General features: G+C 68.7%; 21 protein-coding genes and 2 tRNA genes. 15 read left to right on the plus strand and 8 right to left on the minus strand.

What is annotated here, in order from left to right; translation table 11 throughout:
- Positions 1-22 precede the first annotated feature (22 nt).
- Positions 23-2,572, minus strand: coding sequence for an aminopeptidase N (gene pepN / locus E6C64_RS17790; RefSeq protein ID WP_136429026.1), 2,550 nt, complete (start codon positions 2,570-2,572; stop codon positions 23-25).
- 137 nt (positions 2,573-2,709) lie between these two features.
- On the opposite strand from pepN, the gene E6C64_RS17795 reads away from it, so the two are divergent.
- The 5 genes from E6C64_RS17795 to E6C64_RS17815 all read left to right on the plus strand — a co-directional run bounded on the left by E6C64_RS17795 (position 2,710) and on the right by E6C64_RS17815 (position 7,699).
- Entirely contained in the window at positions 2,710-3,741 is a 1,032-nt protein-coding gene (locus E6C64_RS17795) for a DUF2332 domain-containing protein (RefSeq protein WP_158437924.1), read from the plus strand.
- Positions 3,742-3,808: 67 nt separating this feature from the next.
- Positions 3,809-4,315: a ribose-5-phosphate isomerase gene (locus E6C64_RS17800; protein WP_136429029.1), complete on the plus strand. Its 507-nt coding sequence runs from the start codon at positions 3,809-3,811 to the stop codon at positions 4,313-4,315.
- A complete protein-coding gene (locus tag E6C64_RS17805; RefSeq protein WP_136429031.1) occupies positions 4,308-5,459 on the plus strand; it encodes an Fpg/Nei family DNA glycosylase in 1,152 nt (383 codons plus the stop codon). The genes E6C64_RS17800 and E6C64_RS17805 overlap by 8 nt, the downstream gene beginning before the upstream one ends.
- Position 5,460: 1 nt before the next feature.
- Positions 5,461-6,117 (plus strand): FMN-binding negative transcriptional regulator, encoded by a 657-nt coding sequence (locus tag E6C64_RS17810; RefSeq protein ID WP_136429033.1) that lies wholly within the window; start codon positions 5,461-5,463, stop codon positions 6,115-6,117.
- Complete coding sequence (locus E6C64_RS17815) at positions 6,110-7,699, plus strand: amidohydrolase (RefSeq protein ID WP_233255711.1); 1,590 nt, start codon at positions 6,110-6,112, stop codon at positions 7,697-7,699. The genes E6C64_RS17810 and E6C64_RS17815 overlap by 8 nt, the downstream gene beginning before the upstream one ends.
- 273 nt (positions 7,700-7,972) lie before the next feature.
- Here E6C64_RS17815 and E6C64_RS17820 read toward each other — a convergent pair whose 3' ends face one another.
- Entirely contained in the window at positions 7,973-8,470 is a 498-nt protein-coding gene (locus tag E6C64_RS17820) for a Dps family protein (RefSeq protein WP_136429035.1), read from the minus strand.
- A gap of 280 nt (positions 8,471-8,750) precedes the next feature.
- Between E6C64_RS17820 and E6C64_RS17825 the strand changes: the two genes are divergently transcribed.
- The 6 genes from E6C64_RS17825 (at position 8,751) to E6C64_RS17850 (ending at position 13,701) form a co-directional block, all read left to right on the plus strand.
- Positions 8,751-9,662, plus strand: coding sequence for a prohibitin family protein (locus E6C64_RS17825; protein ID WP_136429037.1), 912 nt, complete (start codon positions 8,751-8,753; stop codon positions 9,660-9,662).
- Positions 9,663-9,846: 184 nt separating this feature from the next.
- The gene (locus E6C64_RS17830) at positions 9,847-11,403 is read left to right on the plus strand and encodes a sensor histidine kinase (RefSeq protein ID WP_136429039.1); all 1,557 of its coding nucleotides are present in this window, start codon (positions 9,847-9,849) and stop codon (positions 11,401-11,403) included.
- Entirely contained in the window at positions 11,400-12,059 is a 660-nt protein-coding gene (locus E6C64_RS17835) for a response regulator transcription factor (RefSeq protein ID WP_136429041.1), read from the plus strand. Before E6C64_RS17830 ends, E6C64_RS17835 begins: the two co-directional genes overlap by 4 nt.
- 15 nt (positions 12,060-12,074) lie before the next feature.
- A complete protein-coding gene (locus E6C64_RS17840; RefSeq protein ID WP_199241090.1) occupies positions 12,075-12,551 on the plus strand; it encodes a nitroreductase/quinone reductase family protein in 477 nt (158 codons plus the stop codon).
- Between the two features lie 89 nt (positions 12,552-12,640).
- Entirely contained in the window at positions 12,641-13,390 is a 750-nt protein-coding gene (locus E6C64_RS17845) for an AzlC family ABC transporter permease (RefSeq protein ID WP_136429042.1), read from the plus strand.
- The gene (locus E6C64_RS17850; RefSeq protein WP_136429044.1) at positions 13,387-13,701 is read left to right on the plus strand and encodes an AzlD domain-containing protein; all 315 of its coding nucleotides are present in this window, start codon (positions 13,387-13,389) and stop codon (positions 13,699-13,701) included. Before E6C64_RS17845 ends, E6C64_RS17850 begins: the two co-directional genes overlap by 4 nt.
- 88 nt (positions 13,702-13,789) lie before the next feature.
- Here the strand turns inward: E6C64_RS17850 and E6C64_RS17855 are convergent, their stop codons facing one another.
- From E6C64_RS17855 to E6C64_RS17875, 5 genes are all read right to left on the minus strand, one after another.
- Positions 13,790-14,152, minus strand: coding sequence for an RNA-binding S4 domain-containing protein (locus E6C64_RS17855; protein ID WP_136429047.1), 363 nt, complete (start codon positions 14,150-14,152; stop codon positions 13,790-13,792).
- 90 nt (positions 14,153-14,242) lie between these two features.
- Entirely contained in the window at positions 14,243-14,449 is a 207-nt protein-coding gene (locus E6C64_RS17860; protein WP_136429049.1) for a hypothetical protein, read from the minus strand.
- Between the two features lie 112 nt (positions 14,450-14,561).
- Positions 14,562-14,828 carry a hypothetical protein gene (locus tag E6C64_RS17865; RefSeq protein ID WP_136429051.1) on the minus strand — a complete coding sequence of 89 codons (267 nt, stop codon included), beginning with the start codon at positions 14,826-14,828 and terminating at the stop codon, positions 14,562-14,564.
- A 213-nt stretch (positions 14,829-15,041) separates the two neighbouring features.
- Positions 15,042-15,818, minus strand: a complete 777-nt coding sequence (locus E6C64_RS17870) for a hypothetical protein (protein WP_136429053.1) — start codon at positions 15,816-15,818, stop codon at positions 15,042-15,044.
- Positions 15,819-16,039: 221 nt separating this feature from the next.
- A tRNA-Gly gene (locus tag E6C64_RS17875) sits at positions 16,040-16,113 on the minus strand.
- 169 nt (positions 16,114-16,282) lie between these two features.
- Here E6C64_RS17875 and E6C64_RS17880 point away from each other — a divergent pair.
- Together E6C64_RS17880 and E6C64_RS17885 are read left to right on the plus strand one after the other, a co-directional pair.
- The gene (locus E6C64_RS17880) at positions 16,283-17,302 is read left to right on the plus strand and encodes a nucleoside hydrolase (protein WP_136429055.1); all 1,020 of its coding nucleotides are present in this window, start codon (positions 16,283-16,285) and stop codon (positions 17,300-17,302) included.
- Between the two features lie 91 nt (positions 17,303-17,393).
- Entirely contained in the window at positions 17,394-17,888 is a 495-nt protein-coding gene (locus tag E6C64_RS17885; protein ID WP_136429057.1) for a hypothetical protein, read from the plus strand.
- A gap of 56 nt (positions 17,889-17,944) precedes the next feature.
- Here E6C64_RS17885 and E6C64_RS17890 read toward each other — a convergent pair whose 3' ends face one another.
- The gene (locus tag E6C64_RS17890) at positions 17,945-18,619 is read right to left on the minus strand and encodes a DNA alkylation repair protein (RefSeq protein ID WP_199241091.1); all 675 of its coding nucleotides are present in this window, start codon (positions 18,617-18,619) and stop codon (positions 17,945-17,947) included.
- Between the two features lie 206 nt (positions 18,620-18,825).
- On the opposite strand from E6C64_RS17890, the gene E6C64_RS17895 reads away from it, so the two are divergent.
- Positions 18,826-18,899 (plus strand) — tRNA-Pro (locus tag E6C64_RS17895).
- A 94-nt stretch (positions 18,900-18,993) separates the two neighbouring features.
- The gene (tig, locus tag E6C64_RS17900) at positions 18,994-20,373 is read left to right on the plus strand and encodes a trigger factor (RefSeq protein WP_158437925.1); all 1,380 of its coding nucleotides are present in this window, start codon (positions 18,994-18,996) and stop codon (positions 20,371-20,373) included.
- The last annotated feature ends 52 nt before the right edge of the window (positions 20,374-20,425 follow it).

The following is a 20,425-nucleotide window of genomic DNA, read 5'->3' on the forward strand; positions in this document are numbered from 1 at the left end:
GATCCCGATGTGCCCGAGCGACTCAGACGTCCTGCGCGTCGCGGGCCTGGGCGGCGAGCGCGCGCTCGACCCCGGCGACGCTCTCGATGATCAGCCGGCGAAGCGCCGGCGTCTCGGGGTTGGCGTCCAGCCACGCCTTGGAGGCGTCGACGAGCGCCTGGTCAGCGAGCGGCGACGGGTAGAACCCGTTGATGATGCCCGCTGCGATGGCGTAGCTGCGCGACTCCCACAGTCCGGTGAGGGCGGCGAAGTACTGATCGACGAACGGCGCGAGCAGCGACGGGTCGGCGGTGCGCAGGAAGCCGAGGCCGGTGGCCCGAACGATCAGGTTGGCCGCTCCATCGGACCCGACGATGGAGTCCCACGCGGCCTGCTTGGCCTCGACGGTCGGGATGGCCGCGGCGGCGTGGGCGGCGGACTGCCGTCCAGTCGCCGTGTTGTCGCTGGCGAGTGCCGCGTCGATCTCGGCCTGCCCCGCTCGTCCTCCCGCGGCGAGGGCGATGAGCAGCTCCCAGCCGAGATCGGTGTCGATGTCGAGGCCGTCGAGCTGGATCCTCTCATCGAGCACCGCCTGCACGGTGTCGAGCTGTCCCGGCGTGTGCGCGATGGCGGCGAACGCCTTCACGAACTGGAACTGGTTGTCGGAGCCCGCATCGGCGGCCTGGGCGAGCTCCCAGAGCGCATCGCCCACCTGCTCGAGCGCAGCGGCTCGGTGCTCGGGTGCCACATAGGACGACGCGGTCAGCTGCAGCTGGCCGAGGACGGTGCGGACCGTTGTCGACTCCGTCTCGGCGCCGATGTTGCCGAGCACCAGGCGCACGTAGTCCCGGCCGGCGCTCTCGGCGTCGCGGGTGGAGTCCCAGACCGATCCCCAGACCAGAGAGCGCGCGAGGGGCGATGAGATCGATCCGAGGTGCTCGATTGCGGTCGCGAGCGACTGCTCGTCGAGCCGGATCTTCGCGTAGGCCAGATCATCGTCGTTGAGCAGGAGCAGATCGGGCTGGGCGGTCCCGACGAGCTGGGGCACATCGGTGACCTCGCCGTCGACGTCGAGCTCGAAGGTGCCCGTGCGGACCAGAGCACCGTCCTGCAGCGAGTAGGAGCCGACCCCGAGTCGGTGCGGGCGGATCGTCGGCCACTCCTCGGTCGCCGACTGGAGGATGGAGAAGGACGAGTAGGTGCCGTCCTCGCCGACAGAGAAGGTCGGCTTGAGGGTGTTCACCCCTGCTGTCTCGAGCCAGAGCGCCGACCACGACGAGAGATCGCGTCCACTGGTGGTCTCGAGCTCGGCGAGCAGATCCGTCAGCTCCGTGTTCGAGAACTCGTGCTTCTTGAAGTACGCCGCGACGCCGGCGAGGAACTCGTCGCGACCGACCCAGGCCACGAGCTGCTTGATGACCGAGGCGCCCTTGGCGTAGGTGATCCCGTCGAAGTTGACCTGGACGTCTTCGAGGTCGGTGATCTCGGCGACGATCGGATGCGTCGAGGGCAGCTGGTCCTGGCGGTAGGCCCAGCCCTTCTCCAGCGCACCGAAGGTGGTCCAGTCCTCGACCCACTCGGTGGCCTCGGCAGTGGCGAGGGTGGAGATGTAGGTGGCGAACGACTCGTTGAGCCAGAGGTCGTTCCACCACTTCATCGTCACGAGATCGCCGAACCACATGTGCGCGAGCTCGTGCAGGATCGTCGTCACCCGGCGCTCGCGCATGGCGTCGGTCACCTTGGAGCGGAAGACGTAGGACTCGGTGAAGGTCACCGCGCCGGCGTTCTCCATCGCGCCCGCGTTGAACTCGGGCACGAAGAGCTGGTCGTACTTCTCGAACGGGTACGGGTAGTCGAAGTTCGCCTCGTAGAACTCGAACCCCTGTCGGGTCTTCTCGACGATGTAGTCGGTGTCGAGGTACTGGGCGAGCGATGCGCGGGCGAAGACCCCGAGCGGGATGACCCGTCCGCTGCTCGAGGTGAGCTCGCGACGCTCGACCGAATACGGGCCGGCGATGAGGGCGGTGATGTAGCTCGAGATGATCGGCGTGGGCGCGAACTCCCAGCGGAAGTTGCTCTCGCCGACGTCGACGGGCTCGGGCGTCGACGAGTTGGAGACGACCTCCCAATAGTCGGGCGCCGTGACGGTGAACTGGAAGGTCGCCTTCAGGTCGGGCTGCTCGAAGACGGCGAACATCCGGCGCGAGTCGGGCACCTCGAACTGCGTGTAGAGGTAGACCTCGTCATCCACCGGGTCGACGAACCGGTGCAGGCCCTCGCCGGTGTTCGTATACAGGGCATCGGCGACGACCACCAGCTCGTTCTCGTCCGCCAGCCCGTCGAGCTGGATGCGCACGCCGTCGCTGACCGCGGCCGGGTCGAGCTCCGTGCCGTTCAGGGTGACCGAGTGCACGGTCTTGGTGATCGCATCGATGAAGGTCGACGCCCCTTCGCCGGCACTGAAGCGCACGGTGGTGGTGCTGCCGAAGGTCTCGGGGCCGGTGGTCAGGTCGAGCACCACCTCGTAGGACGCCACATCGAGCAGCGCCTTCCGTTCCTGGGCTTCGAGTCGTGTGAGGTTCTCTCCGGGCATTGTGCTTCCGTCCTTGTCGCGTGCCTCAACCCTAGAACGCCGGTCCGACCCCTCGCCTGGTGGTTCTCTCAGCGCTTCAGCTGGGAATCGAGAGTTCCTCGACCTGTCAGGGTCGCGCCGCGTGCTTCAATATCGCCGTGGTGATCGACCAGGCATCCGCGGAGCAGACCTCGACGCGCAACGAATCGCTCACGGCGGAGCGGTATCGAGTGTTCGCCGATGTCGACGCGCTCGACCTCTCTCCGGTGTATGCCGAGCTCGCCCGGCGCGCGGCCGATGACCCCGAGCTGCTCGAGATCATCGACGAGCTGCCGGCGATGCAGCGGCAGGTGACGTTCGTCTTCGCGCTCGCCCGGTACCTCGGCGCCCCGTTCCACCAGTTCGAGGCCTTCCGCGACTGGGTCCTCGAGCATCGCGAGCTCGTGCTCGAGACCGCCGTCGGACGGACGATGCAGACCAACGACCCATCCCGCCTCGCCCCGATCCTGCCGCTGCTCGCGCAGATCCGTAAGCCGATCGCCCTCCTCGAGGTCGGGGCGTCTGCGGGCCTGTGCCTGTACCCGGACCGGTACTCCTTCAAGTACGGCGATCACCCCGCCATCCACCCCGCCGACGGTCCCAGCCCCGTGGTGATCGAGTGCGCCGTGTCGGATCACTTCCCCGCACCCCCTGAACTCCCGCAGATCGTCTGGCGCGCCGGCATCGACCTGAATCCCGTGGACGTGCGGAACCCGGATGACGTCGCCTGGCTCCGCGCCCTCATCTGGCCGGACAACGAGCGCAGGTCGCGCACGCTCGACGCGGCCATCGAGCTCGTGGCGGGGGAGACCCCCATGCTCGTGAAGGGCGACCTCAACGACGCCCTGCCCGCCCTCATCCGGCAGGTGCCGCCCGAGGCGACGCTGGTGATCTTCCACTCCGCGGTGCTCGGCTACGTCGAATACGAGGAGGTCGAGACGTTCGTCAACACCGTGCTCGCCCTGCCGTGCGTGTGGATCGCGAGCGAGCTCGACGACGTCATCCCCGGCATCGATTCGCAGGCCTACGGCAGCGACACGGCCCACGAGTTCTCCTTCGTGGTGGCCGTCGACGGCGTGCCTGTGGCGCGCTCGCACCCTCACGGGGCGTGGGTCGCCTGGGATGGAGACGAGCGGCCGGCGCACCCCTGACCGGCGCCCTACCGGGCGATCGGAGGTGGGCACGCGACGCCACGCCGCGTTCCCTAGACTCTCTGGAATGCGGATCCATCTCGCGACCGACCATGCGGGTCTCGACTTCAGCCGGCACATCATCGAGCACCTCGCGGAGGCCGGTCACGACGTCGTCGACCACGGTCCGTCGAGCTACGACCCGCTCGACGACTACCCGGCGTTCATCATCGCCGCGGCGCAGGCGGTCGTCGCCGACCAGTCCATCGGCACCGAGACCCTCGGCGTCGTCTTCGGCGGATCCGGCAACGGCGAGGCCATCGCCGCCAACAAGGTGACAGGCGTGCGCGCCGCCCTCGTCTGGAGCACCGCGACGGCCCAGCTCGCCCGCCAGCACAACGACGCCAACGTCATCTCGATCGGCGCCCGCCAGCACACTCTCGAAGAGGCGACCGCACTGATCGACGCCTTCGTCGCCGAGCCGTTCTCTTTCGATCCGCGGCACGAGCGCCGGATCGCCCAGCTGGCGGAGTACGAGGACACCCGCGCCATCGCGGCGGGCGAGCACAACCCGGCGGTGTCGGCGAGTGCCTGAGGGCCACTCCGTCCATCGCATCGCCCGACAGTTCCGCGCCAACTTCGTCGGGCACCGCGTCGCGGCCTCGAGCCCGCAGGGGAGGTTCGCGGCCGGCGCCGCCGAGCTGGACGGACGCACGATGATCGCCTCCAGCGCGGTCGGCAAGCAGCTCTTCCTCGAGTTCGACGGCGATCGATTCCTCCGGGTGCACCTCGGGCTCTACGGCGCGTGGGACTTCGCCGGTGACATCACGGTCGACGCCACACTGGCCTCGGCCGGCGGCCGGATCGGGCAGACCAACCAACGAGGCACGTTCCTCGACTCCGTCGCCGGCGAGCTCGACTCGGCCGAGGTCGTCGCCTCCGTGACGCGAGGCGGACGGGCAGCCCTGGAGGCCTCATCGGGTTCCGTGCCCGACGCCCTGCCAGAAGACAGCCTGGGCTCGATTGGCGCTCCGCGCCGCACGCGCCTGCGGATGGCCGAGTCGGAGCGCGCGACCGACCTCGCCGACTTCCCGCCCGCACCGATCGGCGCCGTCCGGGTCCGCCTGCTGACCGAGATGGCCGTGGCCGACCTCCGCGGGCCCACCGCCTGTGAGGTGCTCGATTCCCACCAGGTCGAGGCCGCCCTGGCCAAGCTCGGACCGGATCCGCTGGTCGATGCAGGCCGGGCGGCGGAGAACCGCTTCGTCACGAAGGCCGGCAGCAAGTCCACCCCCATCGGACTGCTGCTCATGGATCAGAGCGTCATCAGTGGGATCGGCAACGTCTACCGTGCCGAGCTCCTCTTTCGAGCTCGCCTCGATCCGTACACCCCCGGCAAGGAGGTTCCCGAGCGCGTGCTCCGCGCGCTGTGGCGGGACTGGGCGAAGCTGCTCGCCATCGGGGTCGAGACGGGTCAGATGATGACCAAGGACGGCTTGAACGAGGACGAGTACCTCGCCGCGATGGCGAGCCGGGATGCCCGCCACTACGTCTACAAGCAGCAGGGCAAGAAGGCGCCGCGCGGTCGAGGCGAGGTCGTCATCGAGGACATGGGCGGGCGCAACCTGTACTGGGCGCCGGGCTGGCAGAAGCGGCCGACACCGAAGCTGCCGCCCGCCTCGGCCGCTGCTGCGACGCCAGCTGATCCCGACGCGCCTGCCGCTCCCGAGGAGCTGTGACATGCGGCAGAACCCGAGCTTCGTGCTGCAGGACCAGGTCGAGCTGAAGCGGCTGATTCGCGAGAACCCGTGGGCGATCCTCATCTCCACGACCGACGACGGGATGGTCGCATCGCACTACCCGATCGTGCTCGAGGAGGACGAGGAGAGCATCTCGGTCGTCTCCCACGTCGGACGCCCCGACGAGCAGCTGCACGGCCTGGGAGAGCGGGAGGTCCTGCTGATCGTCCAAGGGCCGCACGGCTACATCTCGCCCGGCTGGTACACGGATCCCGACGGCTCGCACAGGCCGAACGTGCCCACCTGGAACTACGTGACCGCCCATCTGTACGGGGTGCCCGAGATCCTCAGCGACGAGGAGAACTACCGGGTCCTCGGCGATCTGGTCGAGCACTTCGAAAGGGTGCTTCCCGAGCCTCGGCTGATGGAGATCACTCCGGAGAACGCGCAGTACGCGCAGCGGATCAGCTCCGGCACGGTGGGCTTCCGGCTGCGGCCTACCCGTGTGGTCGCCAAGTCGAAGCTGAGCCAGAACCGGCCGGACCACATCGTCGACACCGTCATCGGAGAGCTCGAGGGGTCAGGCCCGTACGCGCAGCCGGCGCTCGCCGCCGAGATGCGGCGCGTCCACGAACGTCGTCGGGCGGCCCGTGGCTGAACGACGAGCACTGCTGCTCCGCAAGGCACGACTTCCCGGCCGCGACGGTCTGTGGGACCTCGATATCGCCGACGGGCTGATCCGCCGACTGGTCCCGGTGGATGGCCCCAGGCGCGCCTCACGATTCCCCGGACTCGATCGGATCGCCCACCGCCTGCGCGGACAGCCGGAGCGCATGCTCGGACCGACGGAGCAGGGCTACGCGGACTTCTCCGCCGATCGCCCCGGTCACTTCGGCGAGGTGATCGACCTCGACGGACGATTCGTGATCCCGGGGCTGTGGGACGAGCACGTGCACTTCACCCAGCTCTCGCTGATCTCCCACCGCCTCGACGTCGGCGGCGCGGCGTCTGCGGCGGAGGCGGCGGACATGGTGCGCGAGCGCGCCCGCAACGGCGGCATGCCGCCCGCGGGGCCGCTGGTGGGGCACGGCTTCCGCGACGGACTCTGGCCGGACATGCCCTCGTCCGAGCTGCTCGACCAGGCCGCGTTCGGCGCGCCGGTCGTGCTCATCAGCGCCGACCTGCATACGGCGTGGCTGAACACGACGGCGGCCGAGACCATCGGCGTTGCCATCGACGAATACGGACTCGTCCGCGAAGACGACGCATTCCTGGTCGAGCGCGCCGTCAACGAGCTGCCCGACGTGATCGTCGACGTGTGGGCGGCAGAGGCGGCCCAGCAGGCCGCGAGCCGGGGAGTCGTCGGCATCGTGGATCTGGAGATGGCCTGGAACCTCGAGGTCTGGGCACGCCGCCGAGCCTCGGGCGACGATTCCCTCCGGGTCCAGTTCGGCATCTACTCCCAGTTCCTCGACACCGCGATCGAGCTGGGCATACGCACCGGCCAGAAGGTCGACGAGCTCACGACGGTCGGCTTCCTGAAGATCCTGATCGACGGATCGCTCAACACCCGCACCGCCTACTGCCTCGAGCCCTACGCCGATCTCGAGGGCGACGACCGCTACGGCCTGCTCACCGTGCCCGAGGACGAGCTGGACGCCCTGCTCCGCACGGCGGCGATGGCGAGGATCGTGCCCACCATCCACGCCATCGGCGATGCCGCCAACAAGGTCGCCCTGGATGCGTTCGCCCGCACGGCGACGACGGGCCGGATCGAGCACGCCCAGCTCATCGCTGTCGACGACTTCGCGCGCTTCGCCCAGCTCGGCGTGACGGCGAGCGTGCAGCCCGAGCATGCGATGGACGACCGCGAGGTCGCCGATCACTTCTGGGCGGACCGCGCCGATCGCGCGTTCGCCTGGAAGTCGCTGCTCGATGCCGGGGCGACGCTGGCATTCGGTTCCGACGCTCCCGTATCCGCGCTCGATCCGTGGCTCGGCATGGCCGCGGCCATCGGGCGCACGGCCGACGAGCGCGAGCCGTGGCATCCCGAGCAGTCCATCACGCCGGAGCAGGCGCTCTATGCGTCGACCCGAGGCAGGGGAGTGGTGAGCGAGGGCGAGATCGCCGACATCGCGATCACGGAATACGATCCGCTGAACACCCCCGCGGAGCAGCTGCGCGCCATGCCGGTGGCCGCGACGCTGCTCGAGGGCCGGTTCACCCACCGCGCCCTGTAACGCTCGGCCACCTCTCGGTCCTGCTCGGCCACCTTTCGGTCCTGCTCGGCCACCTTTCCTACCGTTGGCCACCTTTACCTCCGCCACGGCCAGCTTTTCTACCGTGGGCCAGGTTTATAGAGGTGGCCGTCGGTAGGAAAGGTGGCCGAGCGATCGCACGGGTCGCCGAACACGCCGCAGGCGCGTCCGGAGACGACAAAAGGGCCGCCCGAGGGGACGGCCCTTTCAGATGAATCAGGCTCGCGGAGCGAGGTGCAGCGGAGCTGCCGCGGATCAGGCCTCGGCGATGTGGGCGAAGAGGAACCAGCGGTCCTTCTCGAGGCCGCGGGCGATCTCGATGAGCACGTCCTGGCTGCTCACGTCGATGTCGTCCAGACCGGTGATGCCCTGGTGGATCAGCTCGAGCGTGGTGTCGATCTGCGAGACCACGGCCGCGATCGTCGCATTGGTGCGCTGGAAGCCGTCGGCGAGCACCGGAGTCGTGGTCGCGGCTGCGAGCGTCTGGACCCGGGCGTCGACGGGCAGGCCGAGGGCGACGACGCGCTCCGCGGCGAGGTCAGCCCACTCCTGCACGTGGCCGACGTAGACGTCGAGGAACTCGTGCACGCCGATGAAGTTCGAGCCGCGGACGTGCCAGTGCGCCTGCTTGCCGTCCACGCCGAGGGCCTGGAGGTTGACGACGACGGGCTGGAGGAACTGGGCGACGCCTGCAGCGACATCGGCGCCGAGCAGGCTCGATGCGTCCTTGTTGACGGAGATGGTGTCAGTCATGACTGAATCCTTTCGTTGACTGATGAAGTCGGTCGAGATGCACACGGGATTCCGAGGATCGAGATCCGGGCGGCCGTCGCATCGCTGACCTCAACGCTACTCACATGAGAATTGTTCGCAAGCAAGCGAAGGCTGGCCAAACGAAGAGAAGGCTTTCCTCATCGGAGCGGTCGTTGGGCGCCGGAGAACCACTTCACCAGGGCTTCTATGAAAACCCGTAGGATCGTCGCCCACCCATCCCGGCTGTCCGCGCACCCATTGGACAGGCAGAGAGGCCCTGATGTTCGTCGTCGCCATCATCTTCTTCCTCATCGCGGCAGGCGCGGTCATCGCGTCGCTCCGTGTCAGCAGCAAGCTCATCCCACGGGCGGTCGCCGGGGTGGCCATCGTCGCGGGGCTGGCACTGACCTTCTTCTCCGCGACCTTCACCCAGGACGTCGGCCAGGCGAGCGTGCAGCGCGACTGGTTCGGCAACATCGTCGGCCAGGAGACCACGCAGGGCCTGCACTGGAAGGCGCCGTGGGTGGATGTCGTCACCTTCGACGTGCGCAATCAGCGCGTGGTCTACACGGGCGGCGACAGCGCGGGCGACAACACGGGCGGCGCAGCCGACGGACCGCAGATCACCGTGCAGGATGCCGAGGGCGTGACGGCCAACGTCGACGTCGCGATCCGCTACAGCCTCGACCCGAACGCGGTGATCGACATCTACAGCCAGTACCTCAACGAGGACAATCTGCGCACCCGCCTGATCAACAACGACGTCCGCTCCGTCGTGCGCAGCGTGCCGGGAAAGTACACGACCCTCGAGCTGCTCACCGAGCGCGATGACGTGCAGGCCAGCATCCTCAGCGCGCTTGAGGCGCGCTGGGAGGACGACGGCATCATCGTCGAGGACGTCGCCCTGCAGGAGATCCGCTACAGCGAGACGGTGACGAACGCCTACGCCGAGGCGCAGCAGGCCCAGATCAACGTGACCACCGAGCAGGCGAAGCTGGAGTCGACCAAGGTCTCGGCGCAGCAGAAGGTCGTGCAGGCGCAGGCCGAAGCGGATGCGAACGCGATCCTCAACGCATCGCTGACCGACAACATCCTGCGCCAGCGCTACCTCGACACCCTCGCCAAGCTGGCTGCCGAGGGCAACCTGGTGATCACCGACGGCACGGGCTCGGGCGTTCTCATCCAGCGCTGAGCTGCATCGAGCCAGCGCCGCGCAGGCCCTTCACGAACCCCGCCGAATTGCCACAAATGGCTCTCAAAAGGCGGATCTCAGAGCCATTTGCGGCAATTCGGCGCTGGAAGGAGGGGTTAGCCCCCGGAACGGTCGGGAGGTCTCCCGGATAGGGTCGGGAGGCGTGGAACGGGAGGCTCGAGGCATGTCACAGAGCCTTCCCGCCGTCGGCCGCCCGCCGGCCGCCAGCAGCCCCACCGCACGACCCGGCATCCGCCTCGAGGCGGACCCGACCGCCGACGGCCTCGCGAAGCGCCGGCCCCTCTACCTGCGCCTCTGGCGGGGCGTGCCGCGCGAGCTCGGCTACCTCGTGCCGACCTGGATCATCGCGGTCGTCGTCTTCAACTTCCTCACCGCGGCCATCGCGACCGGCGCGAGCCTCGTCTTCCTGTTCGTCGGCATCATCATCGTGTCCCTCGTGCTCGTCGCGGCCCGATACCTCGGCTCGTTCGAGCTCCTGCGTCTGCGCTCCTCGGGCCTTCCGCCGATCGCGGAGCCTCGCTGGACTCCACCCTTCGCCGGCAAGACCTTCATGCGCGCGGTCATCGATCCGCTGGCGAGCGCCCACCACTGGCTGTACTACGTCCACGGCGCGATCGTGAACTTCCTCGTGGCGATCGTGAGCGGAGTCATCACCTTCGCCTGGTTCGTCACCGGCTTCTCGCTGCTCCTCACGCCCCTGTGGGCCGCCGTGAGGCCGAGCAACCTTCCGGGCTTCTCCTACGGTCCGAACACCGAGATCGGCACCGACTGGAATCTGGGGACTCTTCTCACCTACGCCGTCTGGGATCGTGAGGATCCCGGATTGACCGCACTCGCGATCACGGGGTTCACCCTGCTCGGCGCCGCCATGGTCGCCCTCATCCCGTTCATCACCCACGGCATGACCTACGCCCACTGGGGAGCGGCGCGCGTGCTGCTCGCCCGATTCCCGAGCGAGGACATGTCCACCGAGGTCGCCGCACTGGCCGCCTCGCAGCGCGCCGCGGTCGTCGCCGAGGACCACTCCTTGCGCAGGCTGGAGCGGGACATCCACGACGGACCGCAGCAGCGGCTGATGCGCCTGCAGATGGACCTCGCCAGCGCCGAGCGCCGTATGGCGGACGATCCAGCGCAGGCCATGGAGCTGATGGGCTCCGCCCGCCTGCTCGCGCAGGAGACCCTCGACGAGCTGCGCGCGCTCACTCAAGGCTTCGCGCCTCCGCTGCTGCAGGACCGAGGACTCAGCGCCGCGATCGAGGCGCTCGCGCTCCGCAGCAGCGTGCCCGTCGAATGCTCGATCGATCTCGGCGGACGCACCCTGCCCGGCGAGATCGAGCGCGGCTCCTACTTCATCGTCGCCGAGCTGCTCAGCAACGCGGTCAAGCATGCCGAGGCCACCGCCATCGCTCTGCGCGTGCATGTCGTCGAAGGCTCCGCAGAGGGCGCGCCGGTGACGCTGACTCTCGAGATCGACGACAACGGACGGGGAGGCGCGACCCTGGTGCCGGGCCACGGACTGGTCGGTCTGACCGAACGGGTCGCCGGGATGCGCGGCACGCTCGACCTGGCCAGCCCGGCCGGCGGTCCCACGCGGATCGCCGCGACCATCCCGCTGCCGATCGAGTCCCAGCCCCCGGAATCGATCTCACCCGCGGAACCGACCCCACCTGTCGGGTCGACTCCGACGCTGCCGATCAACCCAGGAGACCCCACGTCATGACGACCCCCACGAGACCCTTGCGCATCCTGCTCGCCGAGGACTCGGTGCTGCTGCGCGAGGGTCTCGTGCGCGTCCTGGCCGAGGCGGGCTTCGAGACAGTCGCCGCCGTCGGAGACGCCACCGGCCTCGAGACGCTGATCGCCGAGCACGCGCCCGACGTGGCCGTGCTGGATGTGCGGATGCCGCCGACCTTCCGCGATGAGGGCGTGCAGGCCGCGATCCAGCTCCGCCGTCGTCATCCGGCCCTCGGCATCCTGCTGCTCAGCCAGTACGTCGAGGCGACCTACGCGCGTGAGCTGCTGCGGGCGGGGTCCGGTGGGATCGGCTATCTGCTGAAGGATCGAGTCAGCTCACTCGACGAGCTGCGCGACGCCATCGAGCGGGTCGCCGATGGAGGAACGGCACTCGATCCGCTGGTGGTCTCCGAGCTGATGAGCAGGCGCGCGGATCCGCTCGACGCGCTCACCCGTCGAGAGAGCGAGGTGCTCGCTCTGATGGCGCAGGGCCGATCGAATGCGGCGATCGCGGCCGCCCTCGTCATCGGCACAGGGGCGGTCGAGAAGAACGTGACCGGAATCTTCCTCAAGCTCGGCCTGGAGGACTCCGGAAGCGAGCACCGCCGGGTCCTTGCAGTGCTCGCATTCCTCGAGCGCTGAGACCAGACTCGTCGGATGGCAGACGAGTCCGCCATCGAGGCGGACGACGGGGAGGGCGAGCGAATGGATGCGACCGATGACGGGCAGCCGGACCAGCTGCAGTTCAACGCGCAGGTCATCGAGCAGTTCCGTGCCGGCGGTGAGGTGCAGGGCCTGCATCGCGAGCGGCTCGTTCTGCTGACCACCACGGGAAGACGGTCGGGCGAGCAGATCACCGCGCCGATGATGTTCCACCTCGATGGGGGAGTGCCGGTCGTCATCGCCAGCAACATGGGGGCGCTCGCGCATCCGGGGTGGTTCCTGAACCTCGAAGCCGATCCCGAGGTCACGGTGGAGCTGCCCGACAAGGCCTATCGCTCGCGTGCGGTGGTGCTCGATGGAGCCGAATACGATCGGGTCTGGGCAGACGTCACCCGCGACTCCCCGTTCTTCCTCGAGCACCAGGCGCAGACTCCGCGTCGCATCCCGCTCGTGAGCCTGCCCGCCCTCTGACCGTGTCGACGGCTCGAGGCGAGCGGGGTGCTTGAGGGCACGGCATGCGCCCCTCGCGGATGTCGGCTGCAGCCGTCAGACTGACCGCGATGAAGCCCTCACCGCCTCCCGCTGATGGCCCTCCCGGTGACGACGGCGATGGTGACGACGACGTCGGCGGCGATCACGTCGACTCGGTGGGCTGGGCGGGTGGGTTCCGCATCGGACTGGGCATGGCCGCCGGTGCCTTCGCTCTCGCGATCAGCTTCGGCGCGTTCGCCGTGACCAACGGGTGGCCGGCCTGGCTCGCCATCACCATGTCGCTCGTCGTCTTCTCCGGCTCGGCGCAGTTCGCCATCGTGACCGCGATGTCCGGCGGCGGGGCGCTGGTCGCCGGGATCGGAGCCGCGGCGCTGATCAACGCGCGCTTCATCCCGATGTCCATCGCGGTCGCGCGTGGGCTGCATGGCGGTCCACTTCAGCGTGCGCTCGAGGGTCAGGGCGTGGTCGACGCCTCTTTCGTGAGCGCGCAGCGCACCGACGGCACTCTCGACCGCGAGAAGATGCTCGGCGCCACGCTCGTGCAGTGGCCGGCGTGGATCCTCGGCACCGCGATCGGCGCGATCTTCGCTCCTTCCACCGAGTTCATGCGCACCTACGGCCTCGACGTCATCTTCCCCGCCTTCTTCCTCGTGCTCCTGCTCGGCGCGATCCGTTTCTCGGCCCGAGCGCGGATCATCGCGGGAGCGGCGCTCGTCATCGGCATCGTCGCGGTGTACTTCCTGCCGGGTGGAATCGCGCTGCTGCTCTGTGGAGCTGCCGCGACGATCGCCGCCGTGCGGACGCGCAGGTCGACGTGACCGCGATGATCGTGGCGACGATCGCCCTGGCGGTGATCAACATCGTCTTCAAGGGGGCCGCGCCGGCCCTGCTCGGCACCCGAGCCCTGCCGCGCGTGGTCGCCGACATCGTGTCGGGGTTCCCTCCTGCGCTGCTCGCCGGACTGCTCGCCGTCGAGCTGCTCGGCTTCCAATGGAAGGCTGCCGATCCGACGGTCGTCCCCGGTCTGGCGGCGGCGGCGGTGGCGTGGAGATTCCGACTTCCGGACATCGCGTGCGTCGGCGCGGCAGTGGTCGTCACCATCCCCGTCCGCCTGCTCGCGGTCGGGTGATCCGCGGGCGGGTGGTCCGCCGGCCGGTGATCCGCGAGCCGGTGATCTGCGGGCTGGTGCGGATCGCCGGATCGGAGCCGGACGCGGATCAGTAGCCGCGCAGCTTCTCCATGTCCCGGCGGTCCCGTTTGGTGGGCCGGCCGGCGCCCCGCTCACGGAGCACGGTGAGCGGCGTCTCGGTTCGCGGCGGCAGGGGAGGGGTGCGATCCTCGATCGCCTCGGCGGCCACGGGCGCGCCGACCCGTTTGAGCAGGATGCCCTTCACCCCGAGGATGTGCTCGCGATCCGTGCGGGCGATGACCTCGTCGCCGATCCGCACCGTCTGAGCCGGTTTCGCACGATCTCCGTTGACTCGGACATGGCCCGCTTTGCACGCCGCCGTGGCGAGCGACCGGGTCTTGTAGAGCCGCACCGCCCAGAGCCACACGTCCACGCGCACCGAGTCCGCCATCCTCCGAGCCTAGATCTGCGCGGGTCCGACCAGGCCGTGGTGGGAGCGGATGGCGTCAGTGCCTTCAGGAATCGGAACGGGCGCGATCCTTCAGCGTCCGGCGGGCAGCTCCGGAGGATCGATCCGATCACGAGCCAGCTCTCGCCGACCTCCGACCAGGAGCCGGATCCCGAAGATGAGGAGCAGCAGCGACGCCACCAGCAGCACCCAGCGTGCCCCGATCAGCGAGCTGAGCGCGGCGAGGATGCCGATCGCGATCACCACGTATCCGATCGCGATGCTCACCCCGGGACTCATACCGACAGGGTAGGCCCGCCGGCCTCCGAAACGAGCTGGTCCAGAGGCACGCTCCGCGAGCGCCGGATGCCCGCCCGCGCTCGCCTGCAACCGGACCGCAGCGCCGTTCGCCCTATGGACGACGCATCCGCGCGCGCGTGGCCAGGTGACGGTGGCCGATGCCCTCGGCCCCGCGCAGATCGGTGCGCTCATCACCCGGTCCGATCTCGAGCGCGCTGCGCGAGCGGAGCAGGAATCGGACGACGAGGAACAGCCAGAAGGCGCCGAGTGCGAGGAACACGAAGCCGAGCACATCGGGGCCCTCGACGATCATCGAGACCCCGCCGAGTACGAGATAGACGAGTCCGACGGTGCCGTAGAGTACGAGGAAGCGACGCACGCGAGCCGCGAAGAGTGCCTCACGCGACGGAGCGCATCCACTCGTTCTCCGCGTCCGCACAAGGGAATCATCCACCCGAAAGGTGAGAGCGAGAAGCGGACTGAACGCGTTCGGCGCCTGGGTGAGGATGCTGACGAGGAAGCCCTGACGACCATCCGCTGCCGACCGGCCACGGACGTGGGGCCGGATCGAAGCGGGGCAACCGGCCTCCGGCTACTTGCCGCTCGTGTGCACGGCCTCCACGCCATCGCATACCGCGGTCATGGCGGTCGTCACCCGAGGGTCGTCGACGGCGTAGGAGCTCGGGTCCGTCGTCGTCGCACCGTTCGTCGCGCTCGAGCCGTCTGCAGACACCTCCACCTCGGTGCTCGTGATCTTGTAGCGACCGTCCGACTGCACCCGCGCTTCGATGCCGAAGATCTGGCGGAACCCGGTTGCGTCGGCGGGTCCGCAGGCGACACCGGTGCCGATGTCACCGAACCCCGCCAATGAGAACGAGTACGGCTGGCCATCGGCGCCGATCGGAGTGGTGAACGCGCAGTCCACGAAGCCGTGCAGCGTGGCGGATCGACCGTCGTCGAGCACGGTGACCACCTGGTTCTGTCCGGTGCGGACCGACCAGCCGCGGTGCGAGCCGGGCCCGGCGAGGTCATCCTGCAGCGTGATCGTCGCCCCCGATGCCGTGTGAATGCCGTAGGCGAAGCCTCCGGCCTCGACGTAGAACTGCTGATCGGGCTGGCCGTCACCATCGACGTCGCCGATCTGGCCGATTATCGCGTCTCCGGGGACCTGTGCGTCATTCGCGGGACAGCCCTGCGCAGCCGCCGAAGGTGATGGCGATGCGCTCGGTGCGGCGCTCGCCGAGGTTCCCTGGGTCGCCGCTGGATCCGGATCGGCAGCGACGGGCCCAGTGGAGCACCCCGAAAGACAGATGGCACCGAGTGCCAGCACCGCCCCGATCGCGCTGAATCGGATGGATGAGCTCCCCATGGCCGCCGCCTTCCCCTTGCCGTGACGCTAGGGCTCGACGTTGGGATTCCGCCGTGGACCGTGCGGATCATCTATCCAGCCTGCTCGCGCCTTCTCGTGCGGAGAGGGCGCAGGACGACCCTTCGCCGATACGGGATCCTGGCCGCCGCCCAGACCTCGCCGCTCGACCGCGACATGACGGAAGCCCTGGCGGAATCAGATTCCGACCAGGGCTTTCGAAGTGGAGGGGTTGACGGGAATCGAACCCGCGTAATCAGTTTGGAAGACTGAGGCTCTACCATTGAGCTACAACCCCGAGCGCCTCACGGCACTGGGCCCGGCAGCGCGATCCGCGCCATCTGGCCGGATCCATGTTAGCGGGTCCCCACCGGTTCCGTCGGATGCGCACGGGCGAGGCCGACGCTGCGACCTGCGCAGCATGCCGCCGACTTCGGCCGCTTGAGAGGGCGCCATAGGGTCGGAGCGTGACAGCAGCCGCCTCTGATCGCGCCGACGACGACATCCGCCAGATCATCGTGGACACCGACACGGGCATCGACGACGCGATGGCACTGCTCTATCTCCACGGTCACGAGCGCGCGGAGGTCGTTGCGATCACGAGCGTTTACGGCAACACCGACGTCGAGTCCGCGCTGATCAACATCGGCAGGGTGCTCCGGATCGCAGGTCGTAAGGACGTTCTCGTCGCACGCGGCGCCCAGAACCCCATCGAGGGAACGGCGCACATCGCGGCGCACGTCCACGGACGTGACGGTCTCGGCGATCTCACACCAGGTCGATTCCCGCCCGCCGATGCCACGAACCTGTCGCCGCTTCCCGCGGCGGAGCTCATCGTCGAGCTGGCCCGAAGCCGTCCCGGACACTACGACCTGCTCGCGCTCGCTCCCTTGACCAATATCGGCCTCGCGCTGGAGCTCGAGCCCGATCTGTTCGCTTTGCTCCGCTCGGTGGTCGTGATGGCGGGATCCGGCGCGTTCCCGGCGCTGGGCGAGTACCAGATGGTCGATCCCAATGTGCAGAACGATCCGATCGCCGCGGAGCGGGTCTTCACGGCACCGAGAAACGAGCTCATCGCCGTCGGCGTCGATGTGACGGGTAGCGCTGTCATCGATGAGAAGGCGGTCGAGCGGCTCCGCGCATCGGGGTCCGCGGCGGGGGAGTTCAGCGCCGAGATCCTCGAGTCGTACATGGACTTCTACCGATACGCATGGGGTCGCCGCGTCTCGCCCGCGCACGACGGGCTGGCCGCCGCGATCCTGCTCCAACCGGCGCTGGTGACCGAATGGCGGACCGGTCCGATCCGGGTCCTCTCCGACGGCTTCGCCATCCGCGGACGGCTGATGCAGACGGCGGACCGCCATGCGCCGGCGTGGGAGTTCGACGCGGCTCCCGACAGTCGCGTCGCCTCCGCCATCGACTACCCCGCCTTCCTCGAGGAGTTCCTCGGCGTGCTCACCGGATTCAGCTCGTCCGCCCGCCGCTGACCGCTCCGGCGGGGGAGTGGCGGGTCGAGCAGCGGACGGCCGCACGGCGCGTCGCCCTGAAGCGGTCGCCCTCCGGGGTGATCATCCCTGCATGACTGATGACGGTCGCCAGCGCTTCGACGATGTCGAGCTGTCCCGCGTGCGGATGCTCGCCGGCTCGCCCGATCTCGCCATGCGGCTGAGCCTCGCCGAGATCCGGCACCCGCTGCCCGACGACGTCTGGCAGAAGCTCATGCGCGACCGCGATCCGCGCGTGCCGACCGCGATGGCCGGTCAGCCGGGCGCGACCACGCGTCAGCTGGAGCAGCTCGTCGCCATCAGGCCGGCCCTCGGACCCGTCGTCGGTCAGCACGAGCATGCTCCGCTGCGCTACTTGCGACTGCGCATCGTCTCCTCGACCGACTCGAGGATCCGCGAGCGCTTCCTGGCCAAGGTCGGCGCTGATGCAGCAGACCGTCGCGTGTTCCTGAGGGAGACCGCTCGCCTCGCTCACCTCAAGGATCACAAGACGACCCTCGGTGAGATCTGGGATCGCGTCGACGGGTCGCCCCAGCCGCAGAGGGAGCGGTCGACGGACCGACTCTGAGATCCATCCCCGGCCGCATCTATCCCTGGCCACACTCATCCCACGCGCTGGAAGGGTCAGCCGATTCGCGGAGCCGCTCGGAACCGTGCACGCTCGTCGGCGGACAGGTGCTCCGTCGCGTAGCTCAGCGCGGTCCGTGGCATCCGGCCGGCGTTCTCCTCCAGAAAGGCGAGCAGCGCTTCGCGTGAGACCCGCTTGCCGACCTCCCGCAGCATCCACCCGACCGCCTTGTGGATCAGGTCCTCGCCGTCCTGGAGCAGCAGGTCGGAGACCTCGAAGGTCGGCTCGGCGAGGCCCGACTTGATGAAGGCGAAGGTCGCGACGATGGCCACCCGTCTCTCCCAGAGCGAATCGCTGAGGGCGAGCCGGGTCAGCAGCTCGAGCGACGCGTCAGTTCGGATGAGCTGCTGTCCGACGAGGTATTCCGCGCTCGAGTCGACCAGGTCCCAGTTGTCGACTTGACCCGCGCGCAGTGCGTCGAGATAGAAGAGGTGCAGCTCGGCGCAGCGAGGGTCGTCCGCCGGGCGCTTCGCCGCTCGAAGGAACTGGTCGACGAGCACGAGCAGACCGGCCAGTCGATCCTCGTGGACCGGGCTGGACAGGAGCACGCCGCACTCTCCGAGTGACAGGTCACGGTGGCGGCTGACGATGGTCCGGGTCACGGGAACCCGCACCCCGATGAAGGCGTCGCCCTCCATATTGACCGGGTCCGGAGTTGAAGAATCGCGCAAGCTGGATCGCGTCTTCGGGATGCGCGGCGGAGCGCAGCTCGGACTGGACGGCGGCGGCAGTCGAAGGCACGCCCGTACGGTACCGCCGGCCTGAGACATGCGGCGAGGGGGCCTTTCCGCCATCCAGCCGCCTCCCGGCAACTCGGCTAGACTTGCCGCGGCCAATTTTCGGATACCCGTTCCTGGCCGGACGGTCCTCGCACGACCGGGGCGTAGCTCAGCTTGGTAGAGCGCCCGCTTTGGGAGCGGGAGGCCGCAGGTTCAAATCCTGTCGCCCCGACAGCAGCGCTCTCGAGCGCAGCCCATCCGCACAATGCTCCACCACGTCCCGCCAGCCGCGCGGGGTCATCGCCAGAATGCAGAGAAGACAGAACATGGTCACGTCCACCGTCGAGAAGCTGAGCCCCACGCGCGTCAAGCTCGAGATCTCCGTCTCGCAGGCTGACTTCAAGCCCAGCATCGACCACGCCTACAAGCACATCGCCGAGCAGGTCAGCATCCCCGGCTTCCGCAAGGGCAAGGTGCCGCCGCCCATCATCGACCAGCGCGTCGGCAAGGCCGCCGTTATCGAGCACGCGGTCAACGAGGGCATGGACCGCTACTACCGCGAGGCGCTCGCCGCCAACGACCTGCACCCGCTCGGACGCCCCGAGGCGGACGTCACCAAGCTGCCGGACCTCAAGGATTACTCGGGCGACCTCGAGATGACCATCGAGGTCGACGTCCGACCCGAGATCGAGCTGCCCGACTACGACAACCTGACCATCACGGTCGACGCCGTCGAGGTCACCGACGCCGAGGTGGACGAGGAGCTCGAGCGCCTTCGCAGCCGCTTCGGAACCCTGATCACGGTCGACCGGCCCGCCAAGACCGGCGACTTCGCCCAGATCGACCTCAAGGCCACCATCGGCGACAGCGAGGTCGACACCGCCAACGGCATCTCCTACGAGATCGGATCCGGCGATCTCATCGAGGGCATCGACGAGGCGCTCGACTCCCTCTCCGCCGGTGAGCAGACCACCTTCGACTCCGTGCTGCTCGGCGGCGACCACGAGGGCGAGACCGCACTCATCGTCGTCGACCTCCTGGCCGTCAAGGAGCGCGAGCTGCCCGAGGCGGATGACGACTTCGCTCAGATCGCGAGCGAGTTCGACACCCTCGCCGAGCTCAAGGAGCAGCTGAAGGATCAGGTCGCGCGCTCCAAGTCGTTCGGTCAGGCCGGCGAGGCGCGCAACAAGCTCGTCGAGCAGCTGCTCGAGTCGGTCGACGTCCCCGTGCCCGCCCAGCTGGTGGAGGACGAGGTTCACCGCCACCTCGAGAACGAGAACCGCCTCGAGGACGACGTGCACCGCGCCGAGGTCACCGAGTCGAGCGAGAAGACCTTCAAGCAGCAGATCCTGCTCGACGCCATCGCCGAGAAGGAGAAGGTGCGCGTCGGCCAGAACGAGCTCACCAACTACGTCGTCCAGGCCGCCTCGCAGTACGGCATGCAGCCGCAGGAGTTCGCCGAGGTGCTGCAGAACAACGGCCAGCTGCCCGGCGTCGTCGCCGAGGTGACCCGCTCCAAGGCGCTCGCCCTGGTCCTCGGCAAGGCGACCGTCGTCGACACCAACGGCGCCCCGGTCGACCTGGGTGACTTCGTCGCCACCCCCGACGAGGACGACACCTTCGATGTGTCCGCCGCCACGGCCGCACTGCAGGAGGCCAACGCGCACGACCACGACGGCCACGACCACGCGGGCCACTCGCACTAGGCCCACGCTCGCCGCTGCACGAACTGGCTCCCCACTCCGGAAACGTCCGGAG

Origin of the sequence: Naasia lichenicola (assembly GCF_004801885.1) — a bacterium.
GTDB lineage: Bacteria > Actinomycetota > Actinomycetes > Actinomycetales > Microbacteriaceae > Naasia > Naasia lichenicola.

Bases quoted from the DNA above. Each gene is read 5' to 3' on its own strand.
- E6C64_RS17870 (WP_136429053.1), bottom strand. From the start codon at position 15,818: ATGGGGAGCTCATCCATCCGATTCAGCGCGATCGGGGCGGTGCTGGCA.
- E6C64_RS17810 (WP_136429033.1), top strand. From the start codon at position 5,461: ATGCGGCAGAACCCGAGCTTCGTGCTGCAGGACCAGGTCGAGCTGAAG.
- tig (WP_158437925.1), top strand. From the start codon at position 18,994: ATGGTCACGTCCACCGTCGAGAAGCTGAGCCCCACGCGCGTCAAGCTC.
- E6C64_RS17840 (WP_199241090.1), top strand. From the start codon at position 12,075: ATGGCAGACGAGTCCGCCATCGAGGCGGACGACGGGGAGGGCGAGCGA.
- E6C64_RS17845 (WP_136429042.1), top strand. From the start codon at position 12,641: ATGAAGCCCTCACCGCCTCCCGCTGATGGCCCTCCCGGTGACGACGGC.
- E6C64_RS17885 (WP_136429057.1), top strand. From the start codon at position 17,394: ATGACTGATGACGGTCGCCAGCGCTTCGACGATGTCGAGCTGTCCCGC.
- E6C64_RS17830 (WP_136429039.1), top strand. From the start codon at position 9,847: ATGTCACAGAGCCTTCCCGCCGTCGGCCGCCCGCCGGCCGCCAGCAGC.
- E6C64_RS17800 (WP_136429029.1), top strand. From the start codon at position 3,809: ATGCGGATCCATCTCGCGACCGACCATGCGGGTCTCGACTTCAGCCGG.
- E6C64_RS17835 (WP_136429041.1), top strand. From the start codon at position 11,400: ATGACGACCCCCACGAGACCCTTGCGCATCCTGCTCGCCGAGGACTCG.
- E6C64_RS17825 (WP_136429037.1), top strand. From the start codon at position 8,751: ATGTTCGTCGTCGCCATCATCTTCTTCCTCATCGCGGCAGGCGCGGTC.
- E6C64_RS17820 (WP_136429035.1), bottom strand. From the start codon at position 8,470: ATGACTGACACCATCTCCGTCAACAAGGACGCATCGAGCCTGCTCGGC.
- pepN (WP_136429026.1), bottom strand. From the start codon at position 2,572: ATGCCCGGAGAGAACCTCACACGACTCGAAGCCCAGGAACGGAAGGCG.
- E6C64_RS17860 (WP_136429049.1), bottom strand. From the start codon at position 14,449: ATGAGTCCCGGGGTGAGCATCGCGATCGGATACGTGGTGATCGCGATC.
- E6C64_RS17855 (WP_136429047.1), bottom strand. From the start codon at position 14,152: ATGGCGGACTCGGTGCGCGTGGACGTGTGGCTCTGGGCGGTGCGGCTC.